Source organism: Rhizobium sp. RU33A (assembly GCF_900156055.1).
Taxonomy (GTDB): Bacteria; Pseudomonadota; Alphaproteobacteria; order Rhizobiales; family Rhizobiaceae; genus Allorhizobium.
The window spans coordinates 830,736-846,425 of record NZ_FTMQ01000003.1 but is presented as its reverse complement, the minus strand read 5'-3'; the positions used below and the strand labels follow the sequence as shown (position 1 = coordinate 846,425).

Genomic DNA, 15,690 nt, shown 5'->3' with positions numbered 1-15,690 from the left:
AGCCAGCGTTCTCCGGCTTGCCAAGAGGCAAAGCTCACCGTTCGACAAAAATTCGTGCAAATGCTGGAAAAGCCGATACCGAGCCGATAGAGCACGGTTGCGAAGGAAATGTGTCATGGACCAGGCGGGACGATGGAGCAAGAGCTGAGCGATACAATCGGTGTTGTCGTGGTTGCCGCCGGCCGCGGCGAACGCGCCGGAGCCTCCGTCGAAGGGCCGAAGCAATACAGACGCATTGGCGGCAAGCCCGTCATCTGGCACACGCTGAAACGCTTTCTTGACTGGCCCAAAAGTGGCCCCATCGTCCTCGTCATTCACCCGGAAGATCATGGGCTGCTGCAAGCCGCCATTGTCGATCTGCCCCCCCGGGATTCTTTGATCGTGGTCGAGGGCGGCGCCACCCGCCAGGCTTCAGTGCTCAACGGGTTGCAGGCCTTGCACGATCGCGGCATTCGACACGTGATGATCCAGGACGGCGTGCGTCCCTTTGTCGACGAGGCTCTTCTCGACCGGATCGCCGTCGAACTCGATGCGGGAAAACCGGCCGTGTTGCCCGCCATCCCCGTGTCGGACACAATCAAGCGCGGCGACTCCGCAGGCCTCGTCACTGGTACGGTGCCGCGCAAGGATCTGTACGCTGCGCAGACACCGCAGAGCTTTCACTACGAAACCATTCTCGCCGCCCACGAGCGCGCCGCGACCGAGCAAGACATAGACTTCACGGACGACGCCTCGATCGCGGAATGGGCTGGCATCCCCGTCCAGTTGGTCGAGGGATCAATCGACAATGTCAAACTGACCGTAAAGAGAGATATCGCCATGGCCGACGAGAAACTGAAGGCTAGCGCCCTCCCCGACGTTCGCACTGGAAACGGCTATGACGTGCACCAGCTCGAGCCCGGCGACGGCGTCACGCTCTGCGGCATCTTCATTCCGCATGATCAGAAGCTGAAAGGCCATTCCGATGCCGATGTCGCGCTGCATGCCCTGACAGACGCATTGCTCGCCACCTGCGGGGCCGGTGATATCGGCGATCATTTTCCGCCGTCGGACATGCAGTGGAAGGGCGCGCCGTCGCGTATCTTTCTCGAACACGCAGCGCGGGTTGTACGCGGTGCCGGCGGCACGATCATGAATGCGGATATTTCGCTAATTGCCGAAGAGCCTAAGATCGGGCCGCATCGTCAGGCCATGCGCGAGAAGCTCGCCGAGATCCTCGATATTTCGCTCGATCGCTGCTCGGTGAAGGCGACGACCAATGAGAAGATCGGCTTTGTCGGTCGTGGTGAAGGCATCGCCGCCATCGCCACGGCAACCGTCGTGTTCCGGGGAGCAGACTGATGGGGCTCTATCCGGGAGATATCCAGCAGCAGGCCGCAACGATCATCGCGGCCTATCGGGATCTTGGCTGGATGATTGCGACGGCCGAATCCTGCACCGGTGGCCTGATCGCTGGGGCTCTGACAGAGATTGCCGGCTCTTCAGCGGTCGTCGATCGCGGTTTCGTCACCTATACGAACCAGGCAAAGATGGATCTTATTGGCGTTTCGAGCGCAACGCTTACAGCTTTCGGAGCGGTCTCGAAGGAGACCGCATTGCAGATGGCGCAAGGCGCGCTGATCCGTTCGGACGCGCATGTGGCGGTCGCTGTGACAGGCATTGCTGGACCGGGTGGCGGATCGGCTGAAAAGCCTGTCGGGCTGGTGCATCTCGCGCTTCGGAGCCGCAGCGGGGAAATCGACCACCGGGAAATGCGCTACAGAGATATCGGCCGCGATAAAGTGCGGCTCGCCACTGTCAGAACAGCACTCGAGATGCTGGCTCTTGCGGCTCAAACGCCAGCATAGATCTTGTCCGCACGCTCCTCGAAGGCCTCCGAAAACATGCGGAAGGCGCGGTCGAACATCGAGCCCATCAGCGCCCCGAGGATGCGGTTCTTGAACTCGTAGTCGATGTAGAAATGAACCGAGCAGGTGCCATCGCCTGCGTCTTCGAAGCGCCAGCGATTGTCGAGATACCGGAACGGACCTTCGATGTATTTGACATCGATGGCGCGTTCGGCAGCCGTCAGCAGAACCTGCGTCGTGAAGGTCTCGCGGATCGCCTTGTAGCCCACCGTCATGTCAGCGAGCAGCAGTTCCTTGCCGTCACGCTCGCGGCGCGAGCGAATGGTCAGCGCTTCGCAGAGCGGCAAGAATTCCGGATAGCGCTCGACGTCGGCGACGAGGGCGTACATACGTTCGGGCGAGTGCTTGACGAGGCGGCGGGTTTCAAACTGTGGCATGCCAGCGACTTAATGAGGAAGCCCGGCAAGATCAAGCAGGTGCGCCATTTCGCCATGGGATTTCAGGGTCACGACCGGCACGTTCGGTCCGTGACGCTCGATTTCCTGGATGATCCACGGGGCATAGCGACGCTCGAAGTTCCAGATGTAAGAGAGGAAATCGCGATCGGGCAAGGGTTCGGGACAGCCTTCCGCCATATCCGGCCGTACCGTACCCCTGAAACGATAGACCCTCTTTGCAACGCCCAGCAGACATTTCCATCTCGGAAGTCGTAGCCACACGATAAGATCGGTGCGCGGCAGCCTGATATCGAATGATGACGAACCACTGCCGTCGATGACCCACGCGTTGCCGGCGACAAAGACGCCCAATCGCTCACGCTGCTCCTCCCTGCCACGCTCCTGCCAACCGGGCAGCCAGCGCACATCCCTGTCCAGGGAGACGTAATGGAGATCGAGAGCGCTAGCGAGCTTCTGCGACAGAGTGCTTTTTCCGCTGCCGGAGGATCCAATCACGCAGATCCGGCGGGCCTGGCGCAGATGGTTGGCGGCTTCTTCAGCTATCGGAAGGTTGCGCACTCGATTCGTCTCGCTCTTGTTAAGTGTTCCAAGCTTTGACTTTTTAGTGGGACGCGAGCAACATCCGGCCAGTGGAGATAGATGCATGGCCAAGCTCAGCATTAGGCTGACCGACAAGATGAAGCAGTTCGTCGACGATCAGACCCAAGGCGGTCAGTTCGCGAACGAGGAAGCGTATATCCAGGACCTGATCAGCCAGGACCAAGAGCGCCAGAGAGAGGTTGCCCGCATCCAGGCAATCGTTGACGAGGGGATCGCAAGCGGCGAGTGCGATGAGAGCATGCAGGATATTCTTCGCTCCCTGAAGCACCGACGGGGCAGAACTGCTTGAGCTATCGGCTCACGCGTCAAGCAGCGGAGGATGTCCGCAAGATCTATCGGCGCGATGTGGAGACTTTTGGCGAGGCGCAGGCCGAGGCCTACCATATCCATCTCGAGCACGTCTTCAGTCTGATTGCCGAGAACCTCGCATGGCGCGGGAACGCTTAGAAGTCACGCCGCCTGTGCGCGTTCACCCCACAGGATCGCATCTGGTAGTCTACAGCGTGAAGCCTAGCGGCGACGTCCTCTCTATAGCCGTCCCGAACGCACGCGAGGATTGGCAAGACAATCTCGATTAACCGGTCAGGCCTTAGCGACCATCTTCTCCCGCGCCGCCTTCAGCCGGGCAAAGTCATCGCCGGCATGGTGCGAGGAGCGGGTCAGCGGGCTCGAGGACACCATCAGGAAGCCCTTGGTGTAGGCGATGTCCTCGTAGGACTTGAACTCTTCTGGCGTGACGAAGCGTTCGACCTTGTGGTGCTTGCGGGTCGGCTGGAGGTACTGGCCGATGGTCAGGAAGTCGACGTCGGCAGAACGCAGGTCGTCCATCAACTGCAGCACTTCGTTGCGCTCTTCGCCGAGGCCGACCATGATTCCGGACTTGGTGAACATGGTCGGGTCGAGTTCCTTCACCCGCTGAAGCAGGCGCACGGAATGGAAATAGCGGGCGCCGGGACGGACCGTCAGATAGTTGCCCGGCACGGTTTCCATGTTGTGGTTGAAGACGTCGGGCTTGGCCGCGACGACTCGCTCAAGGGCACCAGGCTTCTTGAGGAAGTCAGGGGTGAGGATCTCGATCGTCGTCTCGGGCGATGCTTCGCGGATCGCCCAGATCACCTTCTCGAAATGTTCGGCGCCGCCATCAGCCAAGTCGTCACGGTCGACGGAGGTGATAACAACATGCTGCAGACCCATCTGGCGGACGGCTTTGGCCACATTGGCGGGCTCGTCGAGATCGAGCGGGTTGGGCTTGCCGGTCGCGACATTGCAGAAGGCGCAGGCGCGGGTACAGATCTCGCCCATGATCATGAAGGTCGCGTGCTTTTTGTCCCAGCACTCGCCGATATTCGGGCAGCCGGCCTCTTCGCAGACCGTCACCAACTTGTGGGAGCGCACGAGCTCGCGGGTCTCGTGATAGCCCTTGGATGTCGGCGCCTTGACGCGGATCCATTCTGGCTTGCGCAATACCTCGGTGTCGGGCTTGTGGGCCTTTTCCGGATGGCGCACACGCTTTTCGTCTGCTGGCGCCAGGGGTGCCGCGTTCGAAAGATTGGTCCTGTCGAGAATGGTGACCATGGTCAAAACCCTATCCCGCCGCTGGTGCGGCTAATCGAGATTACCGCCGGACAAGCCGGGCAATGAAGAGAAGGAGGCTGGCGCCAACGAAACTGGTGATAAGGTATCCGAGCCAATCACCTTCGACAAAGATGCCGAGGCGACGGAAGATCGCCGCTGCGATTGCCGCGCCGACAATGCCGATCACGATGTTCATGAAGACGCCGAAGCGCATGTCCATCAGCTTGCCGGCAAGCCAGCCAGCGAGGCCGCCGAAGAAGATCGTCGCGATAATGCCGACTTCAAACCCTGCCACGTCGAACTCCCTTTGGATCGTCAATTTAGAACCTGCCGCCCATATAGGCGGCGAGGTTCCTTTTCACAACCTGACTTCAGGCGTTCAGCACCCGCCCATAGGCGTCGAGCACGCTTTCCTTCATCATTTCCGACAGTGTCGGATGCGGGAAGATCGTGTGCATCAGCTCTTCCTCTGTCGTCTCGAGGTTCATCGCGACGACAAAGCCCTGGATAAGCTCGGTCACCTCAGCCCCGACCATATGGGCGCCGATAAGCTCGCCGGTCTTCTTGTCGAAGATCGTCTTGATCATGCCCTGGTCTTCGCCGAGTGCGATGGCCTTGCCGTTGGCGTTGAAATTGTAGCGGCCGACACGGATCTCGCGGCCCTCAGCCTTGGCTTTGGCTTCCGTCAAACCAACCGAGGCAACCTGCGGGTTGCAATAGGTGCAGCCCGGGATCTTGGCCTTGTCCATCGGGTGAACGTTCGGCAGCCCAGCGATCTTTTCGATGCAGATCACGCCTTCGTGCTCGGCCTTGTGGGCGAGCATCGGCGGACCCGCGACGTCACCAATCGCATAAAGGCCCGGCACGTTGGTCTTGCCATAGCCGTCGATGACGATGCAGCCGCGATCGGTTTTTACGCCGAGCGTTTCGAGACCGAGGTTCTCGATATTGCCCTGGACGCCGACGGCGGAGATCAGGCGGTCAGCGGTGATCGTCTGGACCTTGCCGTCCTTGGTCTCGACATGGGCAGTGATGGAGTTTGCACCTTTCTCGACCTTGGAGACCTTGGCTTCGGTAATGATCTTCAGGCCGCGCTTTTCCAACTGCTTGCGGGCGAAGGTGGAGATTTCCACATCCTCGACCGGCATGATGTTGGCCATCAGTTCGACGACGGTCACATCGACGCCCATCGAGCGGTAGAAGGAGGCGAATTCGATGCCGATCGCGCCCGAGCCCATGACGACCATGGACTTCGGCATGAAGTCGGGCTTCATCGCCTCGAAATAGGTCCAGATCAGCTTGCCATCCGGCTCGATGCCCGGAAGTGCGCGCGGACGCGCACCAGTCGCGACGATGATGTGCTTGGCGGTGTAGGTGCCCTCACCCAGCACGCCCTTCGGAACCGGGTGCTGCGGCTCAACGACAGGCTTGGTCATCTTGCCGACGACGATTTCGCCGGGCTTGGAAAGCTTGGCTTCGCCCCAGATGACGTCGATCTTGTTCTTCTTCATCAGGAAGCCGATGCCGCCATTGAGACGGGCCGAGACACCACGCGAGCGGGCGACGACTTCCTTGACGTCGGCGGTCATCGTGCCATTCAGCGTCAGGCCGTAGGACTTCGCATGGTTGGCGTGATCGAGGATCTCGGCTGAGCGCAGCAGCGCCTTGGTCGGGATGCAGCCCCAGTTCAGGCAGATGCCGCCCAGATGCTCGCGCTCAACGATCGCGGTTTTCAGTCCGAGCTGGGCGGCACGGATGGCGGTGACGTAGCCGCCGGGGCCGGAGCCGATGATGATGACGTCGTAAGCGTTCGACATAGGTGCTTCCACTCCTCGGTTTCCTGCGAGCCTCCGTTCTCACGGAGGCCCGTTTCGGGACTGGAAGCGAACCCCTCAGGCTGCGGGTGTCTCGGCTTCCGGTTCGTGATGAACCAGCATCCCGTAGATTTCATCCTTGAGCTGCATCCGCTTCTTGCGCATTTCCACGATGTGGAAGTCGTCTGCAGGCTCGATATCGGTTTCGGCGCGGTGGATGGCCCGGTTCACCTCATGATAGGCTTCAGACAATCTCGCAAAATGCCCATCTGTTTCTTTCAGATGACGCATCAGCGTGACGTGTTCCGGGAATTCCACTGCCAGTTCGTGCGGTGTGTTCGACATGATCCCATCTCCTCTTGTCGGGGTTGATGGGTACAGGTTAGACGCAGCGCACAAGACCTCCTTGATTTTGATCAACGCGGCCCGCCAGAGGATGCAGGCCACGGCATTTTTCAAAGTCCGAGCATCATGCGGACAATCGGCTCGAGGCCGCGTCCGATGGCACGGGTGTTTTCAGCGTCGAGATGGATGCCGTCGAGCGGCGTGGTTTCTGCGACGGATCCTGCATCGAAGAAGGCGCATCCGGCCTCGTCCGCCGCATCGCGGTACATGCTGGCGAGCATGGCGCCTTCGTCTACCGAGTGGTTGAACATGGCGCCGAACACCGAATTGGCCGTCTCTCGGATCGCCGGCGGCGCGACGATCAGGATTTCGGGCTCGTCGAACTCGAAACCCCAGTCGTGCTTCTGAACCTGCTTAACCAGACGCTTCACACCGCTGGTCGCGCCGATCGCCGTTCCCTGGATGCCACGCTTGAGGTCATTCGTCCCCAGCATGATGATCACAAGATCGATCGGCTTGTGCGTTGCGAGAAGCGTCGGCAACAGCTTGGTTCCGTTGCGCTCGCAGTCACCCAGATGGTCGTCATAGGCCGTGGTGCGGCCGTTCAGGCCTTCGGCGATCACCCGGACCCCATGACCGAGCGCCTTTTGCAAGACGCTCGTCCAGCGGTCCTCGTGGGCATGCCGACCCAGGTTCACCGGGTCGTATCCCCATGTCAGGCTGTCGCCATAGGCTAGAACGGTCTTCATCTTAACCGCCCCCGGTTCAGACCAGCATACCCATCGGATTTTCGATGTAGCGCTTGAAAGCACCGAGCAGTTCGGCACCGAGCGCACCATCGACGCAACGATGGTCGGTCGAGAGCGTCACGGTCATGACAGTCGCCACCTTCATCTCGCCGTTCTTCACGACAACCCGCTCTTCACCGGCGCCGACCGCGAGGATCGTTGCATGCGGCGGGTTGACCACGGCCGAGAAGCTTTTCACGCCCATCATGCCCATATTGGACACGGCGGTCGTCCCGCCCTGATATTCCTCAGGCTTCAGCTTGCGGTCCTTGGCGCGCTTGCCCAGATCCTTCATCTCGTTGGAGATGGTGGACAGGCTCTTTTCCTCGGCCTTGCGGATGATCGGCGTGATCAGGCCGCCGGGGATCGAGACCGCCACGCCAACATCGGCATGCTTGTGCTTGACCATGTTGGTGTCGGTCCAGGAGACGTTGGCATCCGGCACGTCGCGCAGTGCGAGAGCCAGGGCCTTGATCACCATGTCGTTGACCGAGAGCTTGTAGGCCGGCTTGCCGTCCTTTTCGGGGGCAGCGGCGTTCAGCTGTGCACGCAGCGCCATCAGGGCATCCAGTTCGCAATCCACGGAGACGTAGAAGTGCGGAATGGTCTGCTTCGATTCCTGCAGGCGCTTAGCGATCGTCTTGCGCATGCCGTCATGCGGCACGAGCTCGTAAGAGCCTTCGGCGAAGTTCTTGAGGACAGCTTCTTCCGAGGCGCCCTTGGCCAAAACCGGGGCCTCTGCGGCAGTCGACGCTGCTGCGGCCGGAGCCGAGGCAGCCTTTGCACCACCGGTGCTCACAGCCTTTTCGACGTCGCTCTTGACGACGCGGCCCTTCGGACCGGAGCCCGCGACAGCCTTCAAGTCGAGACCGGCTTCCTTGGCGAGGCGACGGGCGAGCGGCGAGGCGAAGACCCGCTCCCCGCTCGATGCTGCCGGAGCAGCCGACGCGGCTGCGGGAGCCGGCACCGCCGCTGCAGTCGCGGCAGGCGCAGGTGCTGCTTCAGCCTTAGGGGCAGGAGCCGCCTCAGCCTTCGGTGCGGACGAACCGTCACCAGCAGCGGCGGCCGCAACGTCTTCGCCTTCCTCGGCAAGGATCGCGATCAGCGCATTGACCTTCACGGCCTCTGTGCCGGCGGGAACAACGATCTTCGCGACGATGCCTTCATCAACGGCTTCCACTTCCATGGTCGCCTTGTCGGTCTCGATCTCGGCGATCACGTCGCCAGACTTGACCTTGTCGCCTTCCTTGACCAGCCACTTGGCCAGATTGCCCTCTTCCATCGTCGGAGACAGGGCCGGCATGGTGATATTGATCGGCATGACCTTGCCCCCTTACTTGTAGCAGACGGTTTTGACGGCCTGAACGACTTCGGCAACGCTCGGCAGTGCCAGCTTTTCGAGATTGGCCGCGTAAGGCATCGGAACATCCTTGCCGGCGATCGTGAGGATCGGCGCATCCAGATAGTCGAAGGCCTGCTGCATGACGCGGGTCGCAATTTCGGTGCCGACGGAGGACTGCGGATAGCCTTCCTCGACAGTCACGAGGCGACCGGTCTTCTTGACCGATTCGATGATGGTCGGCAGGTCCATCGGACGGATGGTTCTGAGGTCGATCAGCTCGACATCGATGCCTTCCTTCGCCAGTTCCTCGACGGCCTTGACCGAATAGGTCATGCCGATACCGAAGGAAACGATGGTCGCGTCCTTGCCGGTCTTGTGGATGCGCGCCTTGCCAATCGGCAGGACGAAGTCATCCATCTTCGGCACTTCAAAGGAGTGACCGTAGAGGATTTCGTTTTCGAGGAAGATGACCGGGTTCGGGTCGCGGATCGCAGCCTTCAGCAGGCCCTTGGCGTCGGCTGCCGTGTAGGGCATCACGACCTTGAGGCCCGGGATCTGGCTATACCAGGCAGCGTAGTCCTGGCTGTGCTGGGCGCCGACGCGGGCAGCAGCCCCGTTCGGGCCACGGAAGACGATCGGCGCACCCATCTGGCCACCGGACATGTAGAGCGTCTTGGCAGCCGAGTTGATAATGTGGTCGATTGCCTGCATGGCGAAGTTGAAGGTCATGAACTCGACGATCGGCTTCAGGCCGGCCATAGCCGCACCGACGCCGAGACCGGCAAAGCCATGTTCGGTGATCGGGGTGTCGACGACGCGCTGGGCGCCGAATTCCTGCAGAAGCCCCTGGGTAATCTTGTAGGCGCCCTGATATTCGGCGACTTCTTCACCCATGATGAAGACGTCAGGATTGGCGCGCATTTCCTCGGCCATGGCTTCGCGCAGCGCTTCACGCACCGTCATCGTCACCATTTCGGTGCCGGCCGGAACGTCCGGATCGGCAGCGACTTCAACCTTCGGAGCAGCCGGAACGGCGGCAGCAGCAGGCGCTTCGGCTGCCGGTGCGGATACCGGCTCGGCGGCAGCAGGTGCCGCCTTCGGGGCAGGTGCCGCATCGGCACTTTCACCATCCTGAAGCAGAACGGCGATCGGCGTATTGACCTTGACGTTCTCGGTGCCGGCCGCGATCAGCAACTTGCCGAGCACGCCTTCATCAACGGCTTCCACTTCCATGGTCGCCTTGTCGGTCTCGATCTCGGCGATCACATCGCCGGACTTTACGGTGTCGCCTTCCTGCTTGATCCACTTGGAAAGCGTGCCTTCTTCCATTGTCGGAGAAAGGGCGGGCATCAAAATTTCGATCGGCATGGGTTCCCTCCCCGATTACAGAAGAATGTCGGTGTAGAGCTCGGAAACATCCGGCTCCGGATCGGCCTGGGCGAAATCGGCACTGTCCGCGACAATGTCACGCACATCCTTGTCGATCGCCTTGAGCTGGTCTTCTGAGGCCCAGCCATTCTCGAGGAGACGAGCCTTGACCTGTTCGATCGGATCCTGCTCCGACCGCATCTTCTGCACTTCTTCCTTGGAGCGATACTTCGCCGGGTCGGACATCGAGTGGCCGCGATAGCGATAGGTCAGCATTTCAAGAATGATCGGACCCTTGCCGGAGCGGCAATGTTCAAGCGCCTCGTCGGCGGCAGCCTTCACCGCGCGCACATCCATGCCATCGACCTGGACGCCGGGGATGCCGAAGCCGGAGCCACGCAGCGAATAGTTCGACTGAGCCGTGGCGCGGGCCGTCGAAGTGCCCATGGCGTAACGGTTGTTCTCAACGATGTAGATGATCGGCAGCTGCCAAAGGGCAGCCATATTGAAGCTCTCGTAGACCTGGCCCTGGTTCGCAGCGCCGTCGCCGAAATAGGCAACAGCAACATTGTCATTGCCGCGGTACTTGTTGGCGAAGGCAAGACCGGTTCCGAGCGAAACCTGCGCGCCAACGATGCCGTGGCCACCATAGAAATGCTTCTCTTTCGAGAACATGTGCATGGAGCCGCCCTTGCCCTTCGACAGGCCGCTACGGCGACCCGTGAGCTCTGCCATGACGCCGCGAGCGCTCAAGCCCGCTGCCAGCATGTGCCCATGGTCGCGATAGGCGGTGATGACCTGATCACCTTCCTTCTGCGCCATCTGCATGCCGACGACGACCGCTTCCTGGCCGATATAGAGGTGACAGAAGCCCCCGATGAAGCCCATGCCGTAAAGCTGGCCGGCCTTCTCTTCGAAACGGCGAATCAGAAGCATTTCACGATAGGCGTGAAGCTCTTCATCCGCTCCGAATTCTGGTGCGTTTTTTCCGGTAAATTCCTTGCCGGCCGACTTGGCCGAAGACTTCCGACCGTTCGCAGCTGCTGGCTTGCGAGGCGCCATGCATCCCTCCCATGGGTTTATTATGGTCCAGAGTTGGGCACAGAATAGGGAAGAAAGAGGACGGCGGCAATGCCATAAATGCATGGCTCACATTCGCCGCAAGCAACTGTAATAACTAAAAAATTTACGATTAACTGAATTCAGGTTAATCAGAAATAGGTGTTGAAGATGACGATTTCATCAGGACGCGACATATTGAGCTGATAGCGCGCCTTTTCGTCGATGATATCCTGATCGAGAGAGCCATCACTCAAGAGACTGACATCCTTTTCAAGGACGGTCCGCTGGGCCACAAGCGCCTCAAGCTCCGAGGCACGCTCCTGCCGGATGCGCTCGAACTCCTGCCCTGCCCTGAGGCCGTAGTCACCATGGATGGAATGGTAGCCGAAATAGGACAGGAAAGCGATGGTGATAGCGGGAAGAATGAGACGGCCGTATTTCTTCTTCTTGTGATGCCTGGTCCACATGCCGACAATGCCCTGAAACGCGAAACTTGTCGAAAGAGTAACCGGCAGATCTTAACCGACCGTTGACCCTAATCGCAGCGCAAAAGAAAAAGCCCGCACCGGGGAACCGGCACGGGCTTCGAAGGAATTCGACCGAGATCAGCCGCGCAGGATCGACGAGCCTGCGTAAACGGCCTGCGGCCCGAGTTCTTCCTCGATGCGGATCAGCTGGTTGTACTTCGCGGTGCGGTCGGAGCGGGCCAGCGAGCCGGTCTTGATCTGACCGCAGTTGGTGGCAACCGCGAGATCCGCGATCGTCGAGTCCTCGGTTTCGCCCGAGCGGTGCGACATCACAGCCGTGTAGGCGGCGCGGTGTGCGGTCGAGACAGCGTCGAGGGTCTCCGACAGCGAACCGATCTGGTTGACCTTGACCAGGATGGAGTTGGCTACGCCCATCTTGATGCCGTCGCGCAGACGGGCCGAATTGGTGACGAAGAGGTCGTCGCCGACGAGCTGGATCTTCTTGCCGACCTTGTCGGTGAGCGCCTTCCAGCCGTCCCAGTCGTCTTCGGCCATACCGTCTTCGATCGAGAAGATCGGGTACTTGGCAGCAAGCTCGGCGAGGTACTCGGCCATGGCTTCCGGCTCTAGCGTGCGGCCTTCACCTTCGAGGACATACTTGCCGTCCTTGAAGAATTCGGTCGAGGCGCAATCGAGCGCGATATGCATGTCTTCACCCGGACGGTAGCCGGCCTTTTCGATCGACTTCATGATGAAGTCGAGGGCGGCCGGCGCGGACGCGAGACCGGGGGCAAAGCCGCCCTCATCACCGACATTGGTGTTATGGCCGTCGGCTGCGAGCTGCTTCTTCAGGGTGTGGAAGACTTCCGAACCCATGCGAACCGCGTCACGGATGCTGTCAGCGCCAACCGGCACAATCATGAATTCCTGGAAGTCGATCGGGTTATCGGCATGCGCGCCGCCATTGATGATGTTCATCATCGGGACCGGCAGGACATGGGCGTTCGGACCACCGACGTAACGATAGAGCGGCAAGCCGGAAGACTGGGCGGCAGCCTTGGCGACGGCGAGCGAGACGCCGAGGATGGCGTTGGCGCCGAGGCGCGCCTTGTTCGGCGTGCCGTCGAGCTGGATCATCAGATTGTCGATCTGGATCTGGTTCTCGGCATCGTGACCGCCGATCGCATCATAGATTTCGCCGTTGACGGCTTCGACGGCCTTTTCGACGCCCTTGCCGAGATAGCGCGAACCACCGTCACGCAGCTCCACGGCTTCATGCGCGCCGGTCGATGCGCCCGAGGGAACCGCAGCGCGGCCCATGCTGCCATCTTCGAGATAGACGTCGACCTCGACGGTCGGGTTGCCACGGCTGTCGAGGATCTCGCGGCCGATGATGTCGGTGATGGCGGTCATGTTCGCTCCCTGTAGACGGAAATTGGACAAGGCTCTTGAGGCAGATTACTGGGCAAACGCCACCGGACCCGCCTGTGAGTCATCCTCTCTTATCCGATGATCGGGAAAATACAATGACGGATCAGAGCCGAAACGAACGAAATCTAATCGATTTAAAAAGCAATTGACTGCGGCGCTTCCGGTTCAACCGATTGAAGCGCCGCGAGAGACGGATCAGGATGTCTTGGCGATATCGTCGAAGGCGATGAGTTTTTCGAGCAGACGGCGCATGTCGGTGATCTTGACCATGTTCGGGCCATCCGACGGTGCGTTGTCCGGATCCTGATGCGTCTCGATGAAGAGACCACCGACACCGACGGCAACAGCTGCACGAGCCAGCGTTTCGACGAATTCCCGCTGGCCACCAGAGGAGCCGCCCTGCCCGCCCGGCTGTTGCACCGAGTGGGTGGCATCGAAGACGACGGGCGCGCCCATGGCCGCCATGATCGGCAGCGAGCGCATGTCGGACACCAGCGTGTTGTAGCCGAATGAAGCGCCGCGTTCGCAGAGCAGGACGTCCGGATTGCCGGAACCGGTGATCTTGTTCAGGACATTCTTCATGTCCCAAGGCGCCAGGAACTGCCCCTTCTTGACGTTGATGGCGCGGCCGGTCTTGGCCGCAGCCACCAGAAGGTCTGTCTGGCGGCAGAGGAAGGCCGGGATCTGCAGGACATCAACGGTCGGGGCAACAGCGGCGCACTGCTCTTCCGTATGGATGTCGGTCAGGACCGGTACGCCGAACTCCTTCTTGATGTCGGCAAAGACTTCCATCGCCGTTTCCAAGCCGATCCCGCGTTCGGCAGACAGCGAGGTGCGGTTCGCCTTGTCGAAGGAGGACTTGTAGACGAGACCGAGGCCAAGTTCGCGGCATAGCTCGACGAGCTGACCGGCGATCATGAAGGCATGGTCGCGGCTTTCCATCTGGCAGGGGCCGGCAATCAAGGCAAAACGGCCCTTCTGGGAGAAAACGGCCTTGGCCGCACCTTCGCCGACCACGACTTCCGAATTGGGAGAAACGCTCATTTCAACTCCTCGAAGGCGAAGGTTACGCCTTGCCCCTTTTCCGGCGCGACGACGAGGCGCGCGCCCGTTTGGTGATAGTGGACGCCCTTAGCAGCGAGGCAGGCCTCTGTCACGCCGAGATCAGCGACGGAGATGGCAACCGCGGCCCCCAAAAGGCCGCGCTCGGACAGAGCGAACGTCGAACCGTATTGGGCAGCAAACCCCTCCGGCGTCAGAACATCCACAGAGGCGTTGGCGGTCTGGACGGAAATGCCGAAGGAATGGGCCGTGATGTCCCGCTGATCAAGCACCAGCTCCAGAAGATACTGGAAATCACTTGGATTCTCTTCGACTAAGACGATGCGCCGAAGACCGGCCGCACCATTGGCGTGCAAGAGCAAGGCCCCGCGGTCGGCCGGAAGCGGATTCACGCGCTCACACGCAAAGGCAAAGAAGTCCGGCGCCCTCAGATCCGCGGCGAAGGCCAAACGAAAGGATCCTTCCGCCGTTCGACCATCGGGGAAGCGAAACTGACGCGAGAATTCGAGCAACTGACCGGCGCTCTGTCCCTCTGAACGATAGCGTGCATCGTCGGCTGCCGCATCATCGGTCTTGACGACGAAGGCAGAGAGCCCCTCACCTCGGCGAAAGCGGAAAGCCTGGTCGCGCGCCACGAAGATATTGTTGTTGCGCTGCGCCTCCAGGCAATCCTCACGACTCCCGACCGCCAGCGGCTCAAGATAGGTGTCGTCGGCGAAGAACACGCAGGCGTTCTCCGTGCCGAAGGGATGGCGCGCATCATCAGCGACAGTGAAGCCGAGCTGGTTCAAACGGTTGCGGCCGGTCTGAAGGTCAACCACGGGCAGGACGAGATGATCGATGGCGCGCAGCGCAGACATGGGATGGGACATGACGTGTCTCTGTTTCAGAAGCTAGAATTAGGAATTGCTCGGCCGGCTTGAAAGGGCCTCGATCGCCTGGCGCAGGGCATCGATCTGCTCGCGTGTCTCGCGCAGCTCCTTTAACACCTGCTCATCGATCTTGTGGTGCAGCGCCAGCACCTCGATCTCCGCCTTCAGGTTGATCTCATAATCCTTGGCCGCCATGAAGCGGTCGCGCTCGGTCTGTCGGTTCTGGCTCATCATGATGATCGGCGCCTGGATGGCGGCCAGCATGGACAGAATGAGGTTCAAAAAGATGAAGGGATAGGGATCGAGCGCCCGCGTCGCGAGGAGGACCGTGTTGAGGAACACCCAGGCGACGAGGAAGAGCATGAAACCGATGATGAAGGCCCAGGATCCGCCAACCCTGGCGATCGCATCCGCAAGACGCTGACCGAAGGTGGCGCCGGCCAAAAAATCCTCGCCGGCATTGGTCGAGACCGTCCGGCGCTCGCGCGCCTTGGTCAGCACCTTCTTCTCGGCCGAGGTCAGGTCGGAGGTCTGCTTGCCCAATACGATCTTTTCGATGTCTTTCAGCATATTCCACTTCCCGAAAGGGTCTCACGGAATGCGAGACGTCTTTTTGTCGGCGCCGCGCGCCCATCCTGTCTTGTTGCCACGTTTCATCC

At 60.6% G+C, this 15,690-nt stretch carries 19 protein-coding genes; 4 read left to right on the top strand and 15 right to left on the bottom strand.

Going from position 1 to position 15,690, the window contains the following annotated elements; genetic code table 11:
* Nucleotides 1-132: 132 nt before the first annotated feature.
* Both BW978_RS15180 and BW978_RS15175 read left to right on the top strand, forming a co-directional pair.
* Nucleotides 133-1,341: a bifunctional 2-C-methyl-D-erythritol 4-phosphate cytidylyltransferase/2-C-methyl-D-erythritol 2,4-cyclodiphosphate synthase gene (locus tag BW978_RS15180; protein ID WP_076396393.1), complete on the top strand. Its 1,209-nt coding sequence runs from the start codon at nucleotides 133-135 to the stop codon at nucleotides 1,339-1,341.
* A complete protein-coding gene (locus tag BW978_RS15175; RefSeq protein WP_076396391.1) occupies nucleotides 1,341-1,847 on the top strand; it encodes a CinA family protein in 507 nt (168 codons plus the stop codon). The genes BW978_RS15180 and BW978_RS15175 overlap by 1 nt, the downstream gene beginning before the upstream one ends.
* Here the strand turns inward: BW978_RS15175 and BW978_RS15170 are convergent.
* Together BW978_RS15170 and BW978_RS15165 are read right to left on the bottom strand one after the other, a co-directional pair.
* The gene (locus tag BW978_RS15170; protein WP_076396389.1) at nucleotides 1,832-2,284 is read right to left on the bottom strand and encodes a type II toxin-antitoxin system RatA family toxin; all 453 of its coding nucleotides are present in this window, start codon (nucleotides 2,282-2,284) and stop codon (nucleotides 1,832-1,834) included. The two genes, BW978_RS15175 and BW978_RS15170, sit on opposite strands and share 16 nt — an antisense overlap.
* A gap of 9 nt (nucleotides 2,285-2,293) precedes the next feature.
* Entirely contained in the window at nucleotides 2,294-2,863 is a 570-nt protein-coding gene (locus BW978_RS15165; RefSeq protein ID WP_076396388.1) for a P-loop NTPase family protein, read from the bottom strand.
* Between the two features lie 85 nt (nucleotides 2,864-2,948).
* Between BW978_RS15165 and BW978_RS15160 the strand changes: the two genes are divergently transcribed.
* Together BW978_RS15160 and BW978_RS23795 are read left to right on the top strand one after the other, a co-directional pair.
* The gene (locus BW978_RS15160) at nucleotides 2,949-3,194 is read left to right on the top strand and encodes a type II toxin-antitoxin system ParD family antitoxin (RefSeq protein WP_076396386.1); all 246 of its coding nucleotides are present in this window, start codon (nucleotides 2,949-2,951) and stop codon (nucleotides 3,192-3,194) included.
* Nucleotides 3,191-3,352 (top strand): type II toxin-antitoxin system RelE/ParE family toxin, encoded by a 162-nt coding sequence (locus tag BW978_RS23795; protein WP_244551965.1) that lies wholly within the window; start codon nucleotides 3,191-3,193, stop codon nucleotides 3,350-3,352. Before BW978_RS15160 ends, BW978_RS23795 begins: the two co-directional genes overlap by 4 nt.
* 135 nt (nucleotides 3,353-3,487) lie before the next feature.
* Here BW978_RS23795 and lipA read toward each other — a convergent pair whose 3' ends face one another.
* From lipA to BW978_RS15090, 13 genes are all read right to left on the bottom strand, one after another.
* A complete protein-coding gene (gene lipA, locus BW978_RS15150; protein ID WP_076396581.1) occupies nucleotides 3,488-4,480 on the bottom strand; it encodes a lipoyl synthase in 993 nt (330 codons plus the stop codon).
* 40 nt (nucleotides 4,481-4,520) lie between these two features.
* The gene (locus BW978_RS15145; RefSeq protein WP_054148070.1) at nucleotides 4,521-4,775 is read right to left on the bottom strand and encodes a GlsB/YeaQ/YmgE family stress response membrane protein; all 255 of its coding nucleotides are present in this window, start codon (nucleotides 4,773-4,775) and stop codon (nucleotides 4,521-4,523) included.
* A 76-nt stretch (nucleotides 4,776-4,851) separates the two neighbouring features.
* Nucleotides 4,852-6,297 carry a dihydrolipoyl dehydrogenase gene (gene lpdA / locus BW978_RS15140; RefSeq protein WP_076396384.1) on the bottom strand — a complete coding sequence of 482 codons (1,446 nt, stop codon included), beginning with the start codon at nucleotides 6,295-6,297 and terminating at the stop codon, nucleotides 4,852-4,854.
* Between the two features lie 75 nt (nucleotides 6,298-6,372).
* Complete coding sequence (locus tag BW978_RS15135; RefSeq protein WP_076396382.1) at nucleotides 6,373-6,639, bottom strand: HP1242/YdcH family protein; 267 nt, start codon at nucleotides 6,637-6,639, stop codon at nucleotides 6,373-6,375.
* A gap of 110 nt (nucleotides 6,640-6,749) precedes the next feature.
* Entirely contained in the window at nucleotides 6,750-7,388 is a 639-nt protein-coding gene (locus BW978_RS15130) for an SGNH/GDSL hydrolase family protein (RefSeq protein ID WP_076396380.1), read from the bottom strand.
* A 16-nt stretch (nucleotides 7,389-7,404) separates the two neighbouring features.
* Nucleotides 7,405-8,748, bottom strand: a complete 1,344-nt coding sequence (locus BW978_RS15125) for a pyruvate dehydrogenase complex dihydrolipoamide acetyltransferase (RefSeq protein ID WP_076396378.1) — start codon at nucleotides 8,746-8,748, stop codon at nucleotides 7,405-7,407.
* Nucleotides 8,749-8,760: 12 nt separating this feature from the next.
* Nucleotides 8,761-10,137, bottom strand: a complete 1,377-nt coding sequence (locus BW978_RS15120; protein WP_076396376.1) for a pyruvate dehydrogenase complex E1 component subunit beta — start codon at nucleotides 10,135-10,137, stop codon at nucleotides 8,761-8,763.
* A gap of 15 nt (nucleotides 10,138-10,152) precedes the next feature.
* Nucleotides 10,153-11,199 carry a pyruvate dehydrogenase (acetyl-transferring) E1 component subunit alpha gene (gene pdhA / locus BW978_RS15115; RefSeq protein WP_054148064.1) on the bottom strand — a complete coding sequence of 349 codons (1,047 nt, stop codon included), beginning with the start codon at nucleotides 11,197-11,199 and terminating at the stop codon, nucleotides 10,153-10,155.
* A gap of 149 nt (nucleotides 11,200-11,348) precedes the next feature.
* Complete coding sequence (locus BW978_RS15110) at nucleotides 11,349-11,666, bottom strand: FtsB family cell division protein (protein ID WP_076396374.1); 318 nt, start codon at nucleotides 11,664-11,666, stop codon at nucleotides 11,349-11,351.
* 138 nt (nucleotides 11,667-11,804) lie between these two features.
* A complete protein-coding gene (gene eno, locus BW978_RS15105; protein WP_054148062.1) occupies nucleotides 11,805-13,079 on the bottom strand; it encodes a phosphopyruvate hydratase in 1,275 nt (424 codons plus the stop codon).
* Nucleotides 13,080-13,292: 213 nt separating this feature from the next.
* On the bottom strand, nucleotides 13,293-14,141 hold the full coding sequence (kdsA, locus tag BW978_RS15100) for a 3-deoxy-8-phosphooctulonate synthase (RefSeq protein ID WP_076396372.1): 849 nt from the start codon (nucleotides 14,139-14,141) through the stop codon (nucleotides 13,293-13,295).
* Nucleotides 14,138-15,031, bottom strand: coding sequence for a VOC family protein (locus BW978_RS15095; protein WP_076396370.1), 894 nt, complete (start codon nucleotides 15,029-15,031; stop codon nucleotides 14,138-14,140). The genes kdsA and BW978_RS15095 overlap by 4 nt, the downstream gene beginning before the upstream one ends.
* A gap of 27 nt (nucleotides 15,032-15,058) precedes the next feature.
* The gene (locus BW978_RS15090; RefSeq protein WP_076396368.1) at nucleotides 15,059-15,601 is read right to left on the bottom strand and encodes a DUF1003 domain-containing protein; all 543 of its coding nucleotides are present in this window, start codon (nucleotides 15,599-15,601) and stop codon (nucleotides 15,059-15,061) included.
* Nucleotides 15,602-15,690 lie beyond the last annotated feature (89 nt).